Annotated in this window: 16 protein-coding genes and 1 tRNA gene; 9 read left to right on the top strand and 8 right to left on the bottom strand. The window is 62.5% G+C overall.

The window, feature by feature from the left end; all coding sequences use genetic code 11:
• Positions 1 to 157: 157 nt before the first annotated feature.
• Together M6D32_RS06360 and cpdR are read right to left on the bottom strand one after the other, a co-directional pair.
• Positions 158 to 232, bottom strand: a tRNA-Val gene (locus M6D32_RS06360).
• Positions 233 to 328: 96 nt separating this feature from the next.
• Positions 329 to 688 (bottom strand): cell cycle two-component system response regulator CpdR, encoded by a 360-nt coding sequence (gene cpdR / locus M6D32_RS06365; protein WP_072826226.1) that lies wholly within the window; start codon positions 686 to 688, stop codon positions 329 to 331.
• 462 nt (positions 689 to 1,150) lie between these two features.
• On the opposite strand from cpdR, the gene M6D32_RS06370 reads away from it, so the two are divergent.
• The 3 genes from M6D32_RS06370 to M6D32_RS06380 all read left to right on the top strand — a co-directional run bounded on the left by M6D32_RS06370 (position 1,151) and on the right by M6D32_RS06380 (position 4,483).
• Complete coding sequence (locus M6D32_RS06370; protein ID WP_298254481.1) at positions 1,151 to 2,038, top strand: N-formylglutamate amidohydrolase; 888 nt, start codon at positions 1,151 to 1,153, stop codon at positions 2,036 to 2,038.
• Positions 2,039 to 2,560: 522 nt separating this feature from the next.
• Positions 2,561 to 3,340: a histidinol-phosphatase gene (gene hisN / locus M6D32_RS06375; protein ID WP_298254483.1), complete on the top strand. Its 780-nt coding sequence runs from the start codon at positions 2,561 to 2,563 to the stop codon at positions 3,338 to 3,340.
• A 174-nt stretch (positions 3,341 to 3,514) separates the two neighbouring features.
• Positions 3,515 to 4,483, top strand: a complete 969-nt coding sequence (locus M6D32_RS06380; RefSeq protein ID WP_298254486.1) for a tripartite tricarboxylate transporter substrate binding protein — start codon at positions 3,515 to 3,517, stop codon at positions 4,481 to 4,483.
• Positions 4,484 to 4,489: 6 nt separating this feature from the next.
• Here M6D32_RS06380 and M6D32_RS06385 read toward each other — a convergent pair whose 3' ends face one another.
• Positions 4,490 to 5,380, bottom strand: a complete 891-nt coding sequence (locus tag M6D32_RS06385; RefSeq protein ID WP_298254488.1) for a LysR substrate-binding domain-containing protein — start codon at positions 5,378 to 5,380, stop codon at positions 4,490 to 4,492.
• Positions 5,381 to 5,936: 556 nt separating this feature from the next.
• Here M6D32_RS06385 and M6D32_RS06390 point away from each other — a divergent pair.
• The gene (locus M6D32_RS06390) at positions 5,937 to 6,692 is read left to right on the top strand and encodes a sulfite exporter TauE/SafE family protein (protein ID WP_298254490.1); all 756 of its coding nucleotides are present in this window, start codon (positions 5,937 to 5,939) and stop codon (positions 6,690 to 6,692) included.
• 6 nt (positions 6,693 to 6,698) lie between these two features.
• Here the strand turns inward: M6D32_RS06390 and M6D32_RS06395 are convergent, their stop codons facing one another.
• Entirely contained in the window at positions 6,699 to 7,388 is a 690-nt protein-coding gene (locus M6D32_RS06395) for a LysE family translocator (RefSeq protein ID WP_298254492.1), read from the bottom strand.
• Positions 7,389 to 7,502: 114 nt separating this feature from the next.
• Positions 7,503 to 8,450: an alpha/beta hydrolase gene (locus tag M6D32_RS06400; RefSeq protein ID WP_298254494.1), complete on the bottom strand. Its 948-nt coding sequence runs from the start codon at positions 8,448 to 8,450 to the stop codon at positions 7,503 to 7,505.
• Between the two features lie 230 nt (positions 8,451 to 8,680).
• Between M6D32_RS06400 and M6D32_RS06405 the strand changes: the two genes are divergently transcribed.
• Positions 8,681 to 9,154, top strand: coding sequence for an Hsp20 family protein (locus M6D32_RS06405; RefSeq protein ID WP_298254496.1), 474 nt, complete (start codon positions 8,681 to 8,683; stop codon positions 9,152 to 9,154).
• Positions 9,155 to 9,221: 67 nt separating this feature from the next.
• On the opposite strand, the gene M6D32_RS06410 is transcribed toward M6D32_RS06405, so the two are convergent.
• Positions 9,222 to 9,980, bottom strand: coding sequence for a hypothetical protein (locus M6D32_RS06410; RefSeq protein WP_298254498.1), 759 nt, complete (start codon positions 9,978 to 9,980; stop codon positions 9,222 to 9,224).
• Positions 9,981 to 10,626: 646 nt separating this feature from the next.
• Between M6D32_RS06410 and gltB the strand changes: the two genes are divergently transcribed.
• Both gltB and M6D32_RS06420 read left to right on the top strand, forming a co-directional pair.
• Positions 10,627 to 15,366, top strand: a complete 4,740-nt coding sequence (gltB, locus tag M6D32_RS06415; protein WP_298254500.1) for a glutamate synthase large subunit — start codon at positions 10,627 to 10,629, stop codon at positions 15,364 to 15,366.
• Positions 15,367 to 15,499: 133 nt separating this feature from the next.
• On the top strand, positions 15,500 to 16,948 hold the full coding sequence (locus tag M6D32_RS06420; protein ID WP_298254502.1) for a glutamate synthase subunit beta: 1,449 nt from the start codon (positions 15,500 to 15,502) through the stop codon (positions 16,946 to 16,948).
• A 163-nt stretch (positions 16,949 to 17,111) separates the two neighbouring features.
• Here the strand turns inward: M6D32_RS06420 and M6D32_RS06425 are convergent, their stop codons facing one another.
• The gene (locus M6D32_RS06425; protein WP_298254504.1) at positions 17,112 to 18,863 is read right to left on the bottom strand and encodes an outer membrane beta-barrel protein; all 1,752 of its coding nucleotides are present in this window, start codon (positions 18,861 to 18,863) and stop codon (positions 17,112 to 17,114) included.
• A gap of 200 nt (positions 18,864 to 19,063) precedes the next feature.
• Between M6D32_RS06425 and M6D32_RS06430 the strand changes: the two genes are divergently transcribed.
• Positions 19,064 to 20,074, top strand: coding sequence for a KpsF/GutQ family sugar-phosphate isomerase (locus M6D32_RS06430; RefSeq protein WP_298254506.1), 1,011 nt, complete (start codon positions 19,064 to 19,066; stop codon positions 20,072 to 20,074).
• Between the two features lie 3 nt (positions 20,075 to 20,077).
• Here the strand turns inward: M6D32_RS06430 and M6D32_RS06435 are convergent, their stop codons facing one another.
• Positions 20,078 to 20,626 (bottom strand): carboxymuconolactone decarboxylase family protein, encoded by a 549-nt coding sequence (locus M6D32_RS06435; protein ID WP_298254508.1) that lies wholly within the window; start codon positions 20,624 to 20,626, stop codon positions 20,078 to 20,080.
• A 77-nt stretch (positions 20,627 to 20,703) separates the two neighbouring features.
• Here M6D32_RS06435 and M6D32_RS06440 point away from each other — a divergent pair, with 77 nt between their 5' ends.
• A complete protein-coding gene (locus tag M6D32_RS06440; RefSeq protein WP_298254510.1) occupies positions 20,704 to 21,060 on the top strand; it encodes a helix-turn-helix domain-containing protein in 357 nt (118 codons plus the stop codon).
• Positions 21,061 to 21,262 lie beyond the last annotated feature (202 nt).

The following is a 21,262-nucleotide window of genomic DNA, read 5'->3' on the forward strand; positions in this document are numbered from 1 at the left end:
GCGGGCTTCGTCGGCACGTCAGAGAAGGTCGTTCGCGACACGTATGGTCATCATTCGCCTGATCACCTGAACGCTGCACGAACGGGATTCTCTGGGCGAAGCTTGGGCGCGAGAAAATAAGGAGAACGAATGAAACGGACTAAGCCATTGAAAGGAATGGTGGGCACGACAGGGATCGAACCTGTGACCCCTACCATGTCAAGGTAGTGCTCTCCCGCTGAGCTACGTGCCCTAAGGTCTTAAGTCTCGGGTCGGGTCCGTATATCGGCTCCCACGCGGGCAGGCAAGGTGAGAGGCCCGCGTTTTCGAGCCCTTCCGAGGGGGCCGGTCAGGCCGCCAGCATCTTGTTAACTTCGCTGACCAGTTCGCGCAGGTGGACCGGCTTCGACAGCACCTTGGCATTCTTGGGCGCCTCGGAGTCCGCATTCAGCGCGACCGCGGCAAAGCCGGTGATGAACATGATCTTGATGTCGGGATCGAGTTCCGAGGCGCGGCGCGCCAGCTCAATGCCGTCCATTTCCGGCATCACGATGTCGGTGAGCAGCATCTCGAACGGCTCCTCCCGCAACCGCTGATAGGCCGACATGCCGTTGTCGTGCGGCGAAACCTGAAAACCGGCGTTTTCCAGCGCCTTGACCAGAAAGCGGCGCATGTCGTTGTCGTCTTCGGCGAGCAGGATCTTGTGCATGGCAGGAATCGTCGAATCCCGATTGGAGGATCAGTCAGTCCACTAAGCCCGACAGAGAGTAAATTTCGGGTGAAAGAACGGCGGCCGGTGTCCTGGTTCTGACATTCGTATCTTGTCGCAGAGGGTTCGTTTACGAATGCCAGAACCAGAGGACACCGGCCAACTATGGTTTTCCAGTGGAGTATGGTTTTGGCATTCGCTGGACGAATTCGCGGCAAACTGAGCAGCGAATGCCAAAACCGCTCCACTGGCGCCGTCTCACACCACTATTTCTCGCCCGGATCGCGTCGCGAATCAATCAAAGCCGTTGGTCGCCGCCGCAAGCCTTTCGTTTAGACGGATTTGGAGTTTTTTCGCTTGGCAGAGCGGCTGCGATTACCGACAATGAGGCCTGCAAAGCCGCGCTTTCCGGCAAAAATAATGGTTCTTCCAAAGCGCGGAAGCGAGGGACGGCGCCGTACGATGACCCAGCTTGACGAAGAATTGCCGCCGCCGTTCGAGATTGTCGAACCGGCTGCCTGGCGGGCGCCCATCATCTTCAATTCGCCGCATTCCGGCTCGGTTTACCCAGCCGAATTCCTGAAGATGTCGCGGATCGATCTGATCGGACTGCGCCGCTCGGAAGACTCGTTCATGGACGAACTGATCGCGGGCCTGAGCGGTCTCGGTTTTCCGACCGTGAGCGTCAACTTTCCGCGCTCCTATATCGACGTCAACCGCGAGCCCTATGAACTCGATCCGCGGATGTTTTCCGGACGGCTGCCGAGCTTTGCCAATACGCGCTCGATGCGGGTGGCCGGCGGGCTCGGCACCATTCCGCGGGTGGTCGGCGACGGGCAGGAAATCTACGGCGAACGCATTGCGGTGGACGATGCGCTGGCCAGGATCGAAACGCTCTACAAGCCCTATCACCGCGCGCTTCGCCGCCTGATCAACAAGGCCCATCGCAGCTTCGGCACGGTTGTTGTCGTCGATTGCCACTCGATGCCCTCGGTCGGCGTGTCGCGCGAGGAACCGCGGCGGCCGGACGTCGTGATCGGCGACCGCTACGGCACCAGTTGTGCGCCGATCCTCGCCGACAAGGTCGAGGAAACCATGGTGCGGCTCGGCTATTCGGTCGGGCGGAACAAGCCCTACGCGGGAGGCTTCATCACCGAACATTACGGCAACCCGGCCTCCGGATTGCACACCATCCAGCTTGAGCTCAACCGCGCCGTCTACATGGATGAGCGGCGGCGAACGCGCGGCGAGCGGTTTGCACAGCTGGCGAACGATTTCACCGTGTTGGCCGAGGTGCTCGCATCGATTCCGCTTGACGGACTTGAGCCGTTCCAGACCGCGGCGGAATGAGCGCCATCATCGTGGGCGGAACGATCGCGCCAGACGGCACTCCGACAATTCGCAGAGATGACAGTTCCAAGAAAAAAGGGCCGCTTGAATGAACAAGCGGCCCAAGTCTAGGGAGGAAACGCCCAAGGAGGGCAGGCGGTAACGCGAGGCGCTACCGCACCGCACCAATATGCGGCCGCGGTGCACAAAATGCAAGGGTTTTCGAATTATTTCCGGTGCATATCCGTCCGCTGTGGCCTGAAATCCCCAGCAGGCCAATTCCCATAATTAAGCACGTAATATCAATAGCTTATAACGGGAGCGCAGCCTTTTGGCCGCTGAGTCGTCCACCGCTTATTATTTTCTCTCGGTTTCGTGATCCCTTGCACTCATTGGAAATTTACCTCTCGTCGCAGACTGATTCGTCGGGCCCAAAACGAGCCTCGCCCACCAATTAACCTTGTGTCGGCGATGCGGAAGTCACCGGATTGCGCTAGGCAAAGGCGCCCGCATTCTGCGACTGGCGTAGGCTAGGGAACACCCGTGACGGTCATCGATTTCACCGCCTTCATTGGCCGCCTTGCGACCGCCTCCGGCGAAACCATCCTGCCGTTCTTCCGCACCTCCCTGGGCGTCGATAACAAAGGCGCTCACGATTTCGACCCCGTAACAGAAGCCGACCGGGCCGCCGAAGCCGTGATGCGCCGTCTGATCCAGGCCAACTTCCCCCAGCACGGCATTGTCGGCGAGGAGTTCGGCAACGAACGCGAGGATGCCGAATATGTCTGGGTGCTGGATCCGATCGACGGCACGAAATCCTTTATCTCGGGCTTTCCAACCTGGGGCACGCTGATCGCGCTGATGCACGAGAAAATGCCGGTGTTCGGCATGATGCATCAGCCCTATGTCGGCGAACGCTTTTCCGGCGACAACGGCTCGGCGAACTATTCCGGTTCGGCCGGCCAGCGGCGCCTGGCGGTACGGCGCTGCGCCTCGCTATCGGATGCGACGCTGTTTACGACAAGCCCGCTGTTGATGAACGAGGCTGACCGGGCCACGTTCGGACGCATTGCAGAGACCACGCGGCTGACCCGTTATGGCGGCGATTGCTATTCCTACTGCATGCTCGCGGCCGGCCATCTCGATCTCGTCATCGAAACCGAACTCAAGCCTTACGACATTGCCGCCCTCATTCCGATCATTACCGGCGCCGGCGGCATCGTGACGACCTGGGAAGGCAAGCCTGCGCAAAACGGCGGCCGCATCATCGCCGCCGGCGATCCAAGAATCCACGAAGCGGCGCTCAAGCTGCTCAACGGCTAGGCGTCCAATTCCAACATTCGCATCTCACCCTCAGCAAGCGCTTTTGCGAATGCTGGAATTATAGGACTCCTTGCAAATATAGGCTTGTAGTGGAGTTTAGGATTTGACATTCGCTTTGTGAGTTCGCTGCTACTACTGTGCGAATGTCAAATCCACTCCACTATGGAAATCTCCATGCGAATTCTCTGCGCCATTCTGAGCGGCTTGTCGCTGCTGCTTCCGATCGCTTCCGCCGCCGCGGAGGACTTTCCGGCGCACCAGATTCGGCTGATCGTGCCGTTCCCGCCCGGCGGGCCCAACGACATCATCGCGCGGGTGGTCGGCCAGCGCATGTCGGAGATCACCAGGCAGCCGGTCATCGTCGATAACAGAGGCGGCCAGGGTGGCGTGCTCGGCACTGAAGTACTCGCGAAGGCCGCACCCGACGGCTACACGATCGCGATTTCGAGCGCCGGCGCGCTTGCCATCAGTCCGACGATGGAAAAGGTCGCCTATGATCCGCTGAAGGACCTGCAAGCCGTCACGCTGGTGGCGAAGGTGCCGGAGATGCTGGTGGTCGCGACCGATGTTCCGGCCAAGAACATGGCCGAGCTGGTTGCACTCGCCAAGGCGAAACCGGGAAGGCTGAATTTCGCTTCCTCCGGCCCCGGCAGCCTGCCGCATCTTGCCGGCGAAATGCTCAAGCTCACCGCCAAGATCGATATCGTGCATGTGCCCTACCGTGGCGCGGCGCCGGCCGTGAGCGATCTGCTCGGGCAGCAGGTGCAGATGGTGTTTCTGGACCTGCCGGTCCTGCTGCCGCTGATCAGGGCCGGGAGCCTCCACGCCATCGCGCTGGCGGCGCCGCAGCGCGCGCCGACCGCCAAGGATGTCCCAACCACGACGGAAGTCGGAATGCCGGATCTGCAGGCGGAGAACTGGTACGGCATGGTCGCACCCGCCGGCACGCCTCCCGCCATCGTCGCCAAGCTGAACCGGATCGCGACGGAAGCGATGAGCGACCCGGCCGTGAAGGAGAAGCTCGCCGTGCAGGGCGCCGAACTAATCGGCGACAGCCCGGAGCACTTTCACGCTTTCATGGAAAGCGAGATCACGCGATGGGCGACGGTGATCCAGGACGCCGGCGTCCCGACGGAGAAGTGACTCTTTCTACCGCGCCGCCTTGCGCAAATGCTCGACCAGAAGCCTGGCCGGCTTCGGCAGGCCCTTGAAGCTGCGGGAGCAGATCACAAGCTGCCGGTTGGCCCAGGAATCGCGGATCGCCAGCAGCGCCAGCGGCATGGATTGCGCGCACCGGCGGGCGGCGGCTTCCGGCACCACCGCCACGCCGACGCCGGCGGCGACCATGCGGCAGATCGCATCGAAATCGCGCAAGCGGGCCCGCACGCGCAAACGCATGCCAAGCCGCGCGGCGTGCTTGCCGATGTGAATGGCGAGCGCGGTGGCATTCGTCAGCCCGACGAAGTCGCGGTCGCCCGCCTCGATAAAGTCAATCTGGCGGCGGCCCGAAAATTCGCTTCGTTTGGGGGCGACCAGCATCAGCCGGTCTTCGCCGAAGGCAAACCGCTCGAGGTGCTCCGGCAAAGCGTGTTCGGCGGCGAAACCGAGATCGGCCGCACCGCTGAGGATCGCGCCGACAATATCGCTGCTCTCGCGCTCCTCGACGTCGAGGCTGATGTCGGGAAATTCGCGCAAGAACGCCGCCAGCGCCTTTGGGAGATGCTCCGAAAGGCCCACGGTATTGACGAGAAGATGGACGCTCGCCTTCACCCCTGACGAAAAGCCGGCGATGTCGCCCTGCATGACAGCGACATTGTGCATGATGATGCGGGCATGATCGCGCAGGCTTTCGCCGGCGGCCGTGAGTTCGATGCCGCGCCGGCGCCGCCGCACCAGCGCCACGCCAAGATCGGTCTCCAGCCCCTTGATCCGGGCGCTCGCGGATGCGAGCGCAAGATGCGCGCGCTCCGCGCCGCGGGTGATGCTGCCGCTATCGGCGACCGCAACGAAAAGCTGAAGATCGACCAGATCGAAACGCATTGGCGGATTTCCTAATTCCTCATGGTGAGGAGCGCGTCTTCGCGCGTCTCCGGACGATACTTCGTATCGCCGGGAGAACCATGAGGCCGACGGCGCATCCTTCGAGACGCGGCCTAACGGCCGCTCCTGAGGATGAGGGTTCGGTGTAGCATTTTGCCTTCGTCGCGGCCGAAGGCTTATTCAATAAGCTCCAGATTGTGCCGCCGTTGCGGATCGGTCAATGTGCAAGTGTGGCGGTTCAGAAGTCCGCATCCATTTGTGCCGCGGGTTCGTGGTGCGGACTTCTGAACCAGTGCCACACTAGAACAATAGGTCGGCTAGTGTCCTTTCGATTCCGAAGTTCGAAACGTGGCTCCGCAAAATGCGACGAACTTCGGAATCGGGACACTAGTGGAGTGGATTTGACATTCGCTCCCCACCCAGCCGCGAGCCAGGAAAGCGAATGCCAAATCCTGAACTCCACTAGAACCAATATCTGCTAGTGGTCCTTTGATTCTCACATTCGCAAAAGTGGCCGCTGAGAAGGGATGCGAATGTTAGAATCGGACCACTAACCATGCCCCACTTGCTCCTGATTTTCATTGCCGCGGTTTTCCTTCTGGCTGGCTTCGTCAAGGGCGTGATCGGGCTTGGCCTGCCGACGGTATCGATGGGATTGCTCGCGGTGGCGATGGCGCCGGCGCATGCGCTCGCGATCGTCATCGTACCCGCCATTCTCACCAATATCTGGCAGACCTTCGCCGGCCCGTATTTCCTTGCCATCGTCAAACGGCTGTGGCCGCTGTTGCTCGGACTGGTGGTGGGCATCTGGCTGAACGCCGACATGATGACCGGCCCCTATGCCCGCTACGGCACGGTGCTGATCGGGGTCCTGCTCGTGATCTATGCGATCATCGGCCTGCGGCGGGTTTCCATCACCGTCCGCCCGCGCGACGAGAAGTGGATCGGCGGCATCATTGGCCTTGTGACCGGGGTGATCTCGGCTGCGACCGGTGTACAGGTCGTTCCATCGATGCCCTTCATGCAGGCACTCGGCATGAAGAAGGACGAACTCATCCAGGCGCTCGGCGTGTTCTTCACGGCGGCGACGCTGGCGCAAGCCTTGAACCTCTCGGCGGCGGGCATCCTCGACGAATCGGTCGCGGTGCCGGGCGTCATCGCGCTGGCGGCCTCATTCACCGGCATGGCGACCGGCCAGGCGATTCGCACGCGGCTCGAGCCGGAGGCGTTTCGCCACTGGTTTCTGATTGCGATGATCCTGCTCGGAATCTATCTGGCCGTGGTAGCGAGCTACGAAATCCATTTCGCCTGATGGACACTATCGCTGGGCAAGCGCAATACGTCCGCCGAGATAGATGAACAGCGCGCCAATACCGCGATTGACCCAGGCGATAGCGCGGTTGGATCCTTGCAGGCGGCCCGCGGCCCGCGCGGCGGCAATGGCCACGGCAAGGCACCACAGCGTGCCGTTGAAAATGAAGATCAGGCCGAGCGTCAGAAATGCCAGCGCCTTGTGCGGCGCATCGGCCTCGACAAATTGCGGCAGGAAGGCAAGGAAGAACATCGCGACCTTCGGATTGAGCACGTTGGTCAGCGCGCCCTGCCAGAACACACGCGAGAGCGAAACGGACATACGGTGGCGTTGATAGCTTGCGTCCGGATTCTTCGGACGCGACAGCAGCATCGTCAGTCCGACATAGCAGAGATAGGCGGCGCCAACCCATTTCACCGCGGTAAACGCTGTCGCCGAGGCGACCAGCAGGGCCGACAGCCCAAGCGCCGCAGCAAAAACGTGGGAGAGACAACCTGTGCTGATGCCGAGCGTGGCCGCGACCCCACCACGCCATCCCATCTGCATGCTGCGGCCGACGATATAGGCGGTATCGGGACCGGGCGCGATGTTGAGCAGCAGCCCGGAGATGATGAAGAGCCAGAAATCGTGAATGCCTAGTGGAGTGGATTTGGCATTCGCTACCCACCCGGCCGCAAGCTCGAAAGCGAATGTCAAATCCGAAACTCCACTAGAAACATATATTTTCTAGTGGTCCTTTGATTCTAACATTCGCGAAGTGCCCGCTGGGAGGGGATGCGAATGTTAGAATCGGACCACTAGCATCGCGCTTCACCCGAACAGCGGCGTGCCCGGCACGAACGCATCGAACGCTGCCCAGAATTGCGAGCGGTAGCGATCCTGCTCTTGCAGGATTTCGTGCTTGGAGCCGGCAATGACGAGGTGCGAGCCGGCCCGCAAATGATAGGCGAATTCCTCGATCGCGGGCGTCGACACAACGGTATCGTTGCTCGCCGCCAGCATGAGGATCGGCTGGCGAATGTCCGACGGGTAGTTCATGGCGCGAAAGCCGTGCATCGCGCGGAACGCCGTATCGGCCCAGGCGACCGTCGGCGAACCGAGGCCGAGCGTCGGATCCTCGGCGAGGATCGCGGCGTTGCGGGCATAGCGGACGGGATCGCTGGTGAGTGGATTGTTGATAAACGATCCGGTGCCGGTGAGAGCATCGCTTCCGCCGGGAGCGTAGCGGCCGCCCAGCCCGGCAAAGCGCATGGTGCGCAACAGCGCGCGCGCCGGAAACGAGGTCAGGCGGCCCGGCAGGTCGATCATCGGCCCGGTCAGCACCATGCGGTCGAACCAGCGCTTTCCCGCATGCGCGAGGCGCAGCATCACCGCGCCACCCATCGAATGGGCAAGCGCGAAGAACGGCGGTGGGCAATCGGGCAGCACCACCTGCTGCACGAACGTCTCGACATCGATGTCGTAGTCGGCGAAATCGCGAACGTAGCCCCGGCGCGGATCGCGCAGCCGCCGCGACGAATGCCCCTGCCCGCGCCAGTCGATCATGGCGACCGCAAAGCCGCGGTCGCGCAAGTCCCGCACGGTCTCGAAGTACTTTTCGATGTATTCGCTGCGACCGGTGAAAACGCAGACTGTACCTTTGCGGCCAGCCGGCGGCGCCCAGCGAGCGAACCGCAGCTCAGCGCCGTCCGGCGTCTTGATCGTGCCTGAAACGACGTCCTCAGGCACCGGATTGGCGGGAATCGACACAAGCGTCATGGAAGGAACCGATAGGCGAAAGGCGCTGAAAATCAAGGCTTCGCTGCGTCAAAACGTTCGCCGCAGGCGACTTGAAGGCGTTCGATCCATCTCCCATATCTCGTTTTGTGCAGGCCGCATCAGGCATTTTCCGTCAGAACCCGGGAAAAGCCGCTGAAGGCTGCACGTCAACAAGCCCGGCCCCATGGCGGGCGGGTTCACTTCAACAGTCGCTCAATGGAGGACTACTCATGCGTACCTTTGATCTTGCCCCCTTTTACCGTTCGACCGTCGGCTTTGACCGCCTCTTTTCCCTGCTTGATCAGGCAAGCGACGGCAGCCCCGGCTATCCGCCCTACAACATCGAGCGCACCGGCGACAACGCCTATCGCATCAGCGTAGCCGTTTCCGGCTTCTCCCTGGCCGAGCTATCGATCGTGGCGAAGGAAAACACCCTGACGATCAAGGGCGAGAAAGTCGCCAATGAAAACGTCAAGGAAAAATCCGAAGTGCTCTATCGCGGCATCGCTGCACGGGCTTTCGAGCGCGTGTTCCAGCTCGCCGATTTCGTGATCGTGAAGAACGCTTCACTCGAGAACGGCCTGCTGCATGTCGATCTCGTCCGCGAGATTCCCGAGGCCAAGAAGCCCCGCAACATTCCGATTGCCGCGGGTGCCGTGAGTACGCCGGTGATCGAGGGTTCGGCTAACAAGGCGGCTGCCTAAGCCCACCAGAAAGACGGATCAACATGAAAGCGCCCCGGGAAACCGGGGCGTTTTTTGCTTCAGGAGGTCACTCCAGATCCTGCACCTTCGGCATCGGCTGGGTCGCCTGAATGACTGGCGCGGCCGGCTTGGCCGCTATCGGCGCCGCTGCAGCCGGCGGCGTTTCCGCAGGCTTCATCTGCACGGCGGCCGACTGTTGCGGAGGCGCCGGTGGCGTGGGTTTCGCGGCCACAGGCGGCTCGGCCGCGGGCCTCGATGGCGCAGCCTTCGGCATGGGTACCGACGACGGCGTACGGCTTGCCATCTTCGGCGTGGCCGGCGGACGGGCATCGAGACGGGTCATCGGTTCCAGCGGCCCATACGCAGGCCGGGGCGGCGGGGCTCCGTAGTAGCCGTCACGATCGCCGCCGTAGCCGCTAAATCTATCGGCCGGTACGAAGCGCACGATCCGCCCGTCGCGTGCGTCGATGACGAGATGGCCATCGTCGCCGCGCCGGTCGATCGCCGAGATCGAATACAGAAAGCCACGCAGGCGCGGCGCACCGAGCGGGGAGAAGCCGTTCTCGCGCAGAACCGCATAAACTTCGCGTGGCGGCAGCAGCGAAGGGCCAGGTCCGCCATATCCGTAGCCGTAGCCGTTTCCATAGTCCGGCGCGCCATAGATGGCGCGTGGCGGGGGTCGCGGCGCATCGGCGTAAGGCCCGCTGAGATCGGAGGCAGCGGTGTAGCCGGTGCTGCCCGCGTTCTGCGGTGCCCCTTGTGCGTTTGCGGCCGTGGCGGCCAGCAACAGCCCGACCGAGATGGTCCACCCTCTCAACGCCTTCATTTTCCGCTCCTGTGATGCTCTCGCCTGGAGAGCCCGGTCCGCCCTCATCCCGGAGGCCGAATTTCATCGCGGATTCCGGCGGACCTTGGGCGACATCGCGGCGTGGTTGCCGCAAAATCCGGACCGCACGCCGCCCCCGTCCTTCGCGGCCTGTGCAGAACAGCTTGGCGGGCGACTTTCACATGCTTGTGTGATAGATAAAAATTTGGCATGGTCCTAGTTAGGACAGGAGTACTGTCTTAATTTCGGCCGCAAGCCCGGCATTGGCTTGCTGCGCTAGTGTCCCGGTTATTACATTCGTATCCTTTCGCGTAAGGTTCGTTTACGAACGTCAGAACCGAAGGGACACTAGCTAATACAAGCTTCTAGTGTGGTTTTGGATTTGACATTCGCATCTGAGGACTCGCTGCGACACTGAAGCGAATGTCAAATCCACCACACTAGTGGGGCGTCAAGACGCCCAAAAGATTAAAGATTAAGGGCAAGGCCGTTCGTCGGGGAACGCTGAATCGCCGAGGCCTGAATCTAGACATTGCGGCTCGCGGAGGACGAGCGGTGGCCCGGTTCGCGGGTTCCGCAAACGCCCAAGGTGCGCCGCGGATGGTGAGGCGCGAGCCTTGTCGATTGGTTGAGAGGACGTGAGAGAATGAGCCGGTCCGAATTCGAGCGCGAAAACATCGTGGCCCCTGGGCTGTCGGTCGCAGCTTCGAAACCGGCCGATCATTCGCAGACAATCGAAAAACACACGTTCCGTCCCCCGGCCGAAGGCCTGTACGATCCTGCGCTGGAGAAGGATTCCTGCGGCGTCGGCTTCATCGCCAACATCAAGGGCAACAAGTCGCACCAGATCGTTGTTGATGCGCTTCAGATCCTCTGCAATCTCGAGCATCGCGGCGCGGTCGGCGCCGACCCGCGCGCCGGCGACGGCGCCGGCATCCTGGTGCAGATTCCGCACGCTTTCTTTTCCCGCAAAGCCAAGGAGTTGGGCTTCAAGCTGCCGGAGCCCGGCACGTATGCCGTCGGCGCGTTGTTCATGCCGAGGGAGAAGGCCTGGCGCAAGGTGATCCAGAGCATCATCGCCGACCAGATCAAGGCGGAGGGGCTGACCCTGCTCGGCTGGCGCGAGGTGCCGACCGACAATTCCTCGCTTGGTGAAACCGTGAAGCCGACCGAGCCTGCCAACATGCAGGTCTTCATCGGCCGCGGCGCGAATATCAAGGACGAGGTCGAGTTCGAGCGACGCCTCTACATTCTGCGCAAGTCGATTTCGCAGGCGATCTATCAGCGCCGCGACCGCGGCATGGCGGGCTATTATCCCTGCTCGATGTCGTGCCGGACCGTGATCTACAAAGGCATGTTCCTCGCCGACCAGCTCGGCAAGTACTATCCGGATCTGCACGAAGGCGATTTCGAAAGCGCGCTGGCGCTCGTCCACCAGCGCTTCTCGACCAATACCTTCCCGACCTGGTCGCTGGCGCATCCCTACCGGATGATCGCTCACAACGGCGAGATCAACACGCTGCGCGGCAACACCAACTGGATGGCGGCGCGGCAAGCTTCGGTGCATTCGGAGCTCTACGGCAAGGAAATCACACGGCTGTGGCCAATCTCCTATGAAGGCCAAAGCGACACCGCCTGCTTCGACAACGCACTCGAATTCCTGGTGCAGGGCGGCTACTCGCTGCCGCACGCCGTGATGATGATGATTCCGGAAGCCTGGGCCGGCAATCCGCTGATGGATGCCAAGCGCCGCGCTTTCTATGAATATCACGCGGCGATGATGGAGCCGTGGGACGGCCCCGCCGCGATCGCGTTCACCGACGGCCGCCAGATCGGCGCCACACTCGACCGCAACGGACTGCGGCCGGCGCGCTATCTCGTCACCAGGGACGACCGCATCGTCATGGCCTCCGAGATGGGCGTGCTCAAGATTCCGGAAGACCAGATCATCACCAAGTGGCGCCTGCAGCCCGGCAAGATGCTGCTGGTCGACCTCGCGCAGGGCCGGCTGATCCCGGACGACGAGATCAAGGCCGAGTTGGCGCGGAGCCATCCCTATCAGGAGTGGCTCGACGGCTCGCAGATCGTGCTGGAGGAATTGCCGCAAGCGCCGACCAAGGGCATGCGCTCGAACCTGCCGCTCTTGGATCGGCAACAGGCGTTCGGTTACAGCCAGGAAGACATCAGCATCCTGATGGCGCCGATGGCCTCGACCGGCGAAGAGGCGAATGGCTCGATGGGCAACGACACGCCGATCTCGGCGCTATCGGACAAGCCCAAGCCGCTGTTCACCTACTTCAAGCAGAATTTTGCGCAGGTCACCAACCCGCCGATCGACCCGATCCGCGAAGAACTCGTGATGAGCCTCGTCTCGATCATCGGGCCGCGGCCGAACCTGTTCGACCTTGAAGGCGCTGCCGCCAGCAAGCGCCTCGAAGTGCGTCAGCCCATACTGACCGACGCCGACCTCGAGAAGATCCGCTCGATCTCCGAGATTGCGGATACGCATTTCAAGTCGCGCACGCTCGATACCACTTTCCACGCCGGCCTCGGCGCATCTGGTCTCGACCAGGTGCTCGACGAGCTTTGCGCACGCGCGGAGGCTGCTGTCCGCGAGGGCATCAACATCGTCATCCTGTCCGACCGCATGGCCGGCACCGACCGGATTCCGATTCCCTCGCTGCTCGCCTGCGCCGCCGTCCACCATCACCTGATCCGCACGGGCTTGCGGACGTCGGTCGGTCTCGTCGTCGAATCCGGCGAGCCGCGCGAGGTGCACCACTTCGCGTGCCTGGCCGGCTACGGCGCGGAAGCGATCAACCCGTATCTGGCGTTCGAGACCATTATCGCGATGAAGGATCGGCTGCCCGGTTCGCTCGACGACTATGAGATCGTCAAGCGCTACATCAAGTCGATCGGCAAGGGCCTTCTGAAGGTGATGTCGAAGATGGGCATCTCGACCTATCAGTCCTATTGCGGCGCGCAGATCTTTGATGCCGTCGGGCTGAAGGCCGATTTCGTCGCGAAATATTTCGCGGGCACCCACACCCGCATCGAGGGCGTGGGCCTTGGCGAAATCGCCGAAGAAACCGCGCGCCGCCACGCCGACGCATTCGGCGACTCTCCGATCTATCAAAGCGCGCTCGATGTCGGCGGCGAATATGCCTACCGCACCCGCGGCGAGGATCACGCCTGGACGGCCGAATCGGTCTCCAACCTGCAGCACGCGGTGCGCGGCAATTCGCTGGAGCGCTACCGCGGCTTTGCGAAAATCCTCAACGAGCAGTCCGAGCGGCTGTTGACGCTGCGCGGCCTGTTCAAGATCAAGGCTGCCGAGGACGAGAAGCGCAAGCCCATCGCCCTCGACCAGGTCGAGCCGGCCAAGGAAATCGTCAAGCGTTTCTCCACCGGCGCGATGTCGTTCGGCTCGATCTCGCGCGAGGCGCATACGACGCTGGCGATCGCGATGAACCGGATCGGCGGCAAATCCAACACCGGCGAAGGCGGCGAGGAAGCCGATCGCTTCAAGCCGATGCCGAACGGCGATTCCATGCGCTCGGCGATCAAGCAGGTCGCCTCCGGCCGCTTCGGGGTCACGACGGAATATCTCGTCAATTCCGACATGATGCAGATCAAGATGGCGCAGGGCGCCAAGCCCGGCGAAGGCGGACAACTGCCCGGCCACAAGGTGGACGCGACGATTGCCAAGGTGCGGCACTCGACGCCCGGCGTTGGCCTGATCTCGCCGCCGCCGCATCACGACATCTATTCGATCGAGGATTTGGCGCAGTTGATCTATGACCTGAAGAACGTCAATCCCGAGGGTCAGGTCTCGGTGAAGCTCGTCTCCGAGGTCGGTGTCGGCACGGTGGCTGCCGGCGTCGCGAAAGCGCGCGCCGACCATGTCACCATCGCCGGCTTCGAAGGCGGCACGGGTGCTTCTCCCCTCACCTCGATCAAGCACGCTGGCTCGCCGTGGGAAATCGGCCTTGCCGAAACGCACCAGACGCTGGTGCGCGAGCGGCTGCGCAGCCGCATCTCGGTGCAGGTCGACGGCGGCTTCCGCACCGGACGTGACGTCGTGATCGGCGCGCTGCTAGGGGCCGACGAATTCGGTTTTGCCACCGCGCCGCTGATTGCGGCGGGCTGCATCATGATGCGCAAGTGCCATCTCAACACCTGCCCGGTCGGCGTCGCGACGCAGGACCCGGTGCTGCGCAAGCGCTTCACCGGGCAGCCCGAGCACGTCATCAACTACTTCTTCTTCGTTGCCGAGGAAGTGCGCGAGATCATGGCGAACCTCGGCTATCGCTCCTTCAACGAGATGGTCGGCCAGACCCAGATGCTCGATCAGTCCCGGCTGGTCGCGCACTGGAAGGCCAAGGGACTGGACTTCTCGAAGCTGTTCGTGCGGCAAAAGGAAGAAAAGGGCCAGAAGATCTATCACGCCGAGCCGCAGAACCATCATCTGGAGGCCGTGCTCGACCGCCGGCTGATCGAAAAGGCACAGGCGTCGCTGGACCGTGGCGCGCCGGTGAAGATCGCGAGCGAGATCAACAATACGGACCGCTCGGCCGGCGCGATGCTGTCGGGCAGCCTCGCCAGGATCTATGGCCACACCGGCCTGCCGCTCGACACGATTACCGTGAACTTCAAGGGCACGGCCGGTCAGGCGTTCGGCGCGTGGCTGGCTAACGGCGTCACTTTCGATCTCGAGGGCGTCGCCAACGACTATGTCGGCAAGGGGCTGTCCGGCGGCCGCATCATCGTCAAGCCGCCGCGCGACTCCGGCATCGTACCGGAAGAGTCGATCATCGTCGGCAACACCGTGATGTATGGCGCGATCGAAGGCGAATGCTACTTCCGCGGCATCGCCGGCGAGCGCTTCGCTGTCCGCAACTCCGGCGCTATCGCCGTGGTCGAAGGCGCGGGGGATCACTGCTGCGAATACATGACCGGCGGCATCGTCGTAGTGCTCGGCAAGACCGGCCGCAACTTCGCGGCCGGCATGTCCGGTGGCATCGCCTATGTGCTGGACGAGGCCGGCGACTTCCAGAAGCTTTGCAACATGGCGATGATCGATCTCGAGCCGGTGCTCTCGGAAGAGATGATCAACGAGAACACCTATCATCAGTCAGGTGATCTCGAGGCGCATGGCCGCGTCGACGTGTTCCAGAACCTGCTCGACTCCGACGTCGAACGGCTGCACGTGTTGATCACCCGCCACGCCAAGTTGACGGGTTCGAAGCGCGCGGCCGAAATTCTCGGCAATTGGAAGGCGTGGCTGCCGAAATTCCGCAAGGTAATCCCGGTGGAGTACCGCCGCGCGCTGAAGGAATTGAAGGCGAACGCCGACGCCGAACCGAAAATCGCGATCGGGGCGTAGAAACCAACGGCGTCATTCCGGGGCGCAGCGTCAGCTGCGAACCCGGAATCTCGCAAAAACAATTTCGAGATTCCGGGTCTGCGGCTACGCCGCATCCCGGAATGACGAGGAAAATGCAGGGACTTCGGGTTTAATGGGCAAGGTAACGGGTTTTCTCGAAATCGAACGGTACGATCGCAAGTATGCGCCCGTGGCCGAACGGCTGAAGAATTTTCAGGAATTCGTCATCCCGCTGTCGGAGAAAGAAACGCGCGACCAGGCCGCGCGCTGCATGAACTGCGGCATTCCCTATTGCCACGGCACCGGCTCGGTTCAGCCGGGCACCCCGGGATGTCCGGTCAACAACCAGATCCCCGATTTCAACGACCTCGTTTATCAGGGCAACTGGCAGGAAGCCTCACGCAACCTGCATTCGACCAACAACTTCCCGGAATTCACGGGGCGCATTTGCCCCGCGCCGTGCGAAGCCTCCTGTACGCTCAACATCGACGACAACCCGGTCACCATCAAAACCATTGAATGCGCGATCGTCGACCGCGCCTGGGAGAATGGCTGGCTCAAGCCGGAGGTAGCAGCTGAGAAGACCGGCAAAAAGGTCGCCGTTGTCGGCTCCGGACCTGCGGGCCTCGCTTGTGCGCAGCAGCTCGCGCGCGCCGGGCACGACGTGCATGTGTTCGAGAAATTCGCCAAGGCCGGCGGCCTTTTGCGTTACGGCATTCCCGACTTCAAGATGGAAAAGGGCATCATCGACCGCCGCATCGCGCAGATGGAGGCCGAAGGCGTCACCTTCCACTACGGCGCCCATGTCGGCAGCGGCGGGACCGATCCGCGCAAGCTGGTTGAAGAATACGACGCGGTGGCGTTGACCGGCGGAGCGGAAGCCTCGCGCGACCTGCCCATTCCGGGCCGCGATCTCGACGGTATCCACTTTGCGATGGATTTCCTGCCGCAGCAGAACCGCCGGGTCGGCAACGAGCCGCTTGGAGAAGCGCGCGAAATTCTCGCAACCGGCAAGCATGTCGTCGTCATCGGCGGCGGCGACACCGGTTCGGACTGCATCGGCACCTCGTTCCGCCAAGGAGCCCTGTCGGTGACGCAGCTTGAGATCATGCCGGCGCCGCCCGAGCGCGAGAACAAGGGCCTCACCTGGCCGAACTGGCCGCTGAAGATGCGAACGTCATCGAGCCAGGCCGAGGGCGCCAAGCGAGAATATGCGGTGCTGACGCAGAAGTTCTCCGGCGCCGACGGCAAGGTCGCCAAACTGCATTGCGTGCAGGTCGACGACACGTTCAAGCCGGTTGCCGGCACCGAGTTCGAACTCGACGCAGAGCTCGTGCTGCTCGCGATGGGCTTCGTGCATCCGGTTCACGAGGGGCTGTTGAAGTCGCTCGGCGTCGAGCTCGACCCGCGCGGCAATGTGCGCGCCGCGACCACTGACTTCCAGACCTCGCTGTCGAAGGTGTTTTCGGCCGGCGACATGCGCCGGGGCCAGTCGCTCGTGGTCTGGGCGATCCGCGAGGGACGCCTCTGCGCCCGCTCGATCGATACCTTCCTGATGGGATCGACGAATCTGCCGGGATAGTCGGCTATCGTGTCCCGGATGCGGTGCGGCGCCATCAGCGCGTTCACGCGCGTCTTCGACGAGCTATGGCGCCGCTCCGCAGAGCCGGGATCCAATCTCGCTGGACCCCGGATCGGCAACGCCGCGCTAACGCGCCGCATTGCGTCCGGGGAACAAAATCATGTCAGTTCTGCACCCGCACGCCCAGCATCACCACGGTCGAAGCGGAACTCGCCAGTGGCGCGTTGGAATCGAGAATGTCCCGCCGCAGCGTGCCCGTGAGCCAGAAGTTGCGGGTCATCTTGTAGATGAGATCGCCTTCGTAGGTGTAGGTCTGGTCGAGGCGGTTATTGCCCTGATCGCCCGGAAAGCCGGAATTGCCCTGATAGTCGTAGGTGCCGTAGGTGAACTTGCCGATCGCGGTCAGCCAGCGGCGGAAGTCGTGATCGACCTCGAAGGTGTAGGTGCGCGTCAGCACGCCGGAGACCCCCGGCACGATAACCTCGTCGATCGAGGTGTTCGAGTAGAACTTAACCGTGGTCAAAGGCGTTGCGGTCCAGGTCAGCGAAGACGACGTCAAGAGGCCTGCGAGTCGGTCGAGACGCGGGTCGGCGTAGTTGCGCTCGGCCCAGCCGACCGCGATATCGCCCGTGAGGAGCCGCGAGAATTCGAACGAGGTGCCGCCCTTGGCATAGCCGCCGTTGGAATTGCGCGCGAAGCCGAAATTGTCGATCAACTGGTCATGAAACCGGCTGTCAGCTTCGGCCTCGACGAAGGGCTTCACCCCGGGCATGAGATCGTAACTGATGCGCCCCACGCCGCCATACTGGTTGTAGGCGCGGTCCGCGTTGCTTCCGACGGTGCCGTCGGTGAACACCGAGTTTTGGTAGACGGTGCGGTCGAAGGTGGCGCCGACAGCAATGTCGAGCCGGTTGAAGCTCTGGTCGATACCGAACGTGCTGCCAAGCGTCGTATAGATCGGATAGGTGAGAAGCCCGGCCTGAACGTTCGGACTGAAGGGAAGATCGGTGCCGACCCTGAGGCGCACGTCTGACGTGATGTGGGTATAGTCCGTGACATCGACGCGACCGTCAATGTGACCGATGAAATCCGGGCGGCTAACATTGGTCGGCGCCGCGGAGATCGCGCCATTTTCGGTCGGCGGAAGGCTGTTGCCGTAACCGGTGAACGAGCCGCGCAGGTCGGCGACCAGCGCGTGCCGATCCCAGTCGGAGGTAACGACCAGCTCCGGCGCGACCACCCAGAACGGCGCGCCCTGCGGCGTCGAGATGCGGCCAGGATTCGTGTCGTAGCCGCCGCGCAGTTCGACCGCGGACTTGACGAGGAAACTGCCGACATAGTCGCCGACCGGGCCGAACGGATCGGTATCGGACGGCAGCGGCTTGCGCGGCGGCTGGCCGTCGGCAATGCCGGCCATCGACGGCGGAACGGGCGGCCGGTTCGCCGTCTGGGACGGCGGCGGCGTAATCTTCACGCGCCCATTCGGATTGGTCGGGCCTTTGACTTCTGGCGCCGGTGTGCCCGGTCCCGGCGAAGCTTTGGGTTTGGCCTGACCTGGATGGAGCTTCGGCTGCTTGCGCTTGCGGTTCAGCGAATCGAAGCCGTCGTCTGCCGCGCCGCTCGCGGCAGGCAGGCCGTATTTGGGGATATTGCCGATTCGCGATGGCGCCGGCTGCTTGCGGTCCGATGGCTTCCCATCGGTGGTCGGATCGGCGGTGTCGTCGCCCATGTTTGCGCTGGTCTTGCGTAGAAACAAATTCGGCGGGGCCAGAAGGCTCTCAGAGACCGGACGCAGGAGATCAGGCGTGAGGGCTTGGGCATAAAGCGGTGATGTGATCGCGATCAGCGCAACACATGGCAAAGCCGCACGCAACAACGTTACGCGCTTCCAGCGGCCGGTGGCTGGCCTCGGCATCACGATAAAATTACCCCAGCGAATTCAATCGCTTGCCTAAACGACCAAAACGGCCGGTTCGGAAAACGTCGTTAACGGAGTTAAAACAATTATGGTTAATGAGGCGTTGAGAACGGCCGAGCGCGTCGCCTCGTCGGGTTCAGCGTGTTAAGGAGATGCGAAGGCTAAAGACCGATGCCGCAATCCCCCCGGAACCAATCATGCCCCCTGCGAAGCCGCTGATGGCCCCATCATCTGGCTCAATGTCTGCGTCGGTGGAATCCGCGCTACGGACGCTAGAGACGGAAGGCAGCGGCATCGATGCGCTGACCGCCGCCCTGCGGGGAACGCTCGGCCAAACCTTCGCAAGCGCCGTCGACCTTATCCGGCAGGCGACGGGCCGGGTGATCGTCACCGGGCTCGGCAAGTCCGGCCACATGGGGCGCAAGATCGCTGCAACCCTCGCCTCCACCGGCACGCCCGCCTTCTTCGTGCATGCGGCCGAAGCCGGCCATGGGGACCTCGGCATGATTACCGCCGACGATGTCATTCTGGCGCTGTCATGGTCCGGCGAGCAGCCGGAAATGAAGACCCTCGTCAACTATTCGGCCCGCTTTGCCATCCCGATGATCGCGGTGACGTCCAATGCCGAATCTTCGCTCGGCCAGGCCGCCGACATCGTGCTCGAACTGCCAAAGGCGCGCGAGGCCTGCCCGCATAATCTGGCGCCAACGACCTCAACCCTGATGCAGGCCGCGATTGGTGATGCGATTGCGATCGCGCTTTTGGAAGGCCGCGGCTTCACCGCGCTTGAATTCGCCAGTTTCCATCCCGGCGGCAAGTTGGGGGCGATGTTGAAATTCGTGCGCGATTTCATGCGCACCGGAGCGGAAATCCCGGTGAAACCGGCTGGCACCAAAATGTCGGATGCGTTGATGGAAATGTCGGCCAAGGGCCTCGGCTGCGTCTGCATCGTGAATGCTTCCGGGGAAGTCGCCGGCATCATTACCGACGGCGACCTGCGCCGTCACATCATGCGGCCGGATTTGCTGGCGGCAACGGTTGACGACATCATGACGCCGCAGCCAAAGACGGTACCACCTTCCATGCTCGCTTCCGAGATGCTGGAAATCCTCTACTCCAGCAAGATCACGACCTTGATCGTTACCGAGGCGAACAAGCCGGTCGGCGTCGTGCACATGCACGATCTGCTTCGCGCCGGCGTGGCGTAAGAGCTACGTTGGTCGTTCAGGAAACCTCGCTGCGCTCTCTTCCAGCGGCAACCGCAGCCCATTCGCCAGATACGATACGGTGCGATAGAAGCCGCACAACAGGATGATTTCGAAGATCTTCGCGTCGTCGTGGTGCGACGATAGCGCCGCAAATTCGCTGTCGCTGAGCGTTGAGCGCGCATGCAGCGCGTCGACGGCCGCGATCAGCACCCGCTCGGCCGCCGACCAGCAGGACGCGTCAGCGCCCTCATGCACGCTGGCGCGAATCTCGGCCTCGTTAAGGCCCGCCGCCAGCGCAAACGTCGTGACATGCACACCCCATTCGTACTCGCAGCCGTTCAACGCGCAGGTGCGGTCGATGACGATTTCGCGCTCCCGCAAACTGAGCGGACCGCGATCAAGCAGGCTGCCGGCGCGGAATTTCTCCCAAGCGCGCGGATTTGACGCCATTACCCGAAACAGCATCAGAGGCGGCGCCCCGCGCATGATGCGGTCGAACTGGCTCTGGATCTCGGCCTCATAGGGCGGCTCAAGCGGGGCAATTCGCGGCATGACACTCTCCGTGCTACAATAAGCGTATCGTACGCTACCGATTTTGTAGCATGCCGCAAGACAGGATTTGAACGCCGATGCCAAAGCCAGCCTCACTTGTTCGTAACCAGCTCAAGGGTGGCCACGTACGCGGCTCGCGGACCGGCCGGCCGATCATGGTGCTGCTCGACCTGTTCGGGCGGCGATGGTGCCTGCGGATATTGTGGGAGCTGCGCGAGCAATCGATGACATCGCGCGCACTTCGCGCCGCTTGCGACGAGGCTTCCCCGACGGTGCTGAACCAGCGGCTGAAGGAGTTGCGCGCAGCCGGCTTTATCGAACTGGTTCCGGCGAGCGGTTATGGCCTCACTGACCTTGGCCGGGAATTGCTCGTAACCCTGCTGCCTTTGCATCGCTTTGCGGAGCGGTGGGGCAAGGCGATTAAGAGCCAATAGATCGAGCTGAAGCACTGACTTAGGCGACGACTGGCGCATCTCCCTCGCCCCGCTTGCGGGGCTACGAGATTCACACATTTCGGAGGGTCCATCCATGCTTGATGGCGTGGAATTGAGTGAGGCCTCTGAGCATGACGATGGGGCCCGGTTTTCCGTAATAGCCGGTCCAGCCACCGAGCCTTGCGAAGACCCATGCGGCGTA

The organism is Bradyrhizobium sp., from assembly GCF_027307225.1.
GTDB lineage: Bacteria > Pseudomonadota > Alphaproteobacteria > Rhizobiales > Xanthobacteraceae > Bradyrhizobium.

Coding starts and splice junctions, on each gene's coding strand:
- cpdR (WP_072826226.1), bottom strand. CDS start 688: ATGCACAAGATCCTGCTCGCCGAAGACGACAACGACATGCGCCGCTTT.
- M6D32_RS06370 (WP_298254481.1), top strand. CDS start 1,151: ATGACCCAGCTTGACGAAGAATTGCCGCCGCCGTTCGAGATTGTCGAA.
- M6D32_RS06380 (WP_298254486.1), top strand. CDS start 3,515: ATGCGAATTCTCTGCGCCATTCTGAGCGGCTTGTCGCTGCTGCTTCCG.
- M6D32_RS06385 (WP_298254488.1), bottom strand. CDS start 5,380: ATGCGTTTCGATCTGGTCGATCTTCAGCTTTTCGTTGCGGTCGCCGAT.
- M6D32_RS06390 (WP_298254490.1), top strand. CDS start 5,937: ATGCCCCACTTGCTCCTGATTTTCATTGCCGCGGTTTTCCTTCTGGCT.
- M6D32_RS06400 (WP_298254494.1), bottom strand. CDS start 8,450: ATGACGCTTGTGTCGATTCCCGCCAATCCGGTGCCTGAGGACGTCGTT.
- M6D32_RS06405 (WP_298254496.1), top strand. CDS start 8,681: ATGCGTACCTTTGATCTTGCCCCCTTTTACCGTTCGACCGTCGGCTTT.
- M6D32_RS06410 (WP_298254498.1), bottom strand. CDS start 9,980: ATGAAGGCGTTGAGAGGGTGGACCATCTCGGTCGGGCTGTTGCTGGCC.
- gltB (WP_298254500.1), top strand. CDS start 10,627: ATGAGCCGGTCCGAATTCGAGCGCGAAAACATCGTGGCCCCTGGGCTG.
- M6D32_RS06420 (WP_298254502.1), top strand. CDS start 15,500: ATGGGCAAGGTAACGGGTTTTCTCGAAATCGAACGGTACGATCGCAAG.
- M6D32_RS06425 (WP_298254504.1), bottom strand. CDS start 18,863: ATGCCGAGGCCAGCCACCGGCCGCTGGAAGCGCGTAACGTTGTTGCGT.
- M6D32_RS06430 (WP_298254506.1), top strand. CDS start 19,064: ATGCCCCCTGCGAAGCCGCTGATGGCCCCATCATCTGGCTCAATGTCT.
- M6D32_RS06435 (WP_298254508.1), bottom strand. CDS start 20,626: ATGCCGCGAATTGCCCCGCTTGAGCCGCCCTATGAGGCCGAGATCCAG.
- M6D32_RS06440 (WP_298254510.1), top strand. CDS start 20,704: ATGCCAAAGCCAGCCTCACTTGTTCGTAACCAGCTCAAGGGTGGCCAC.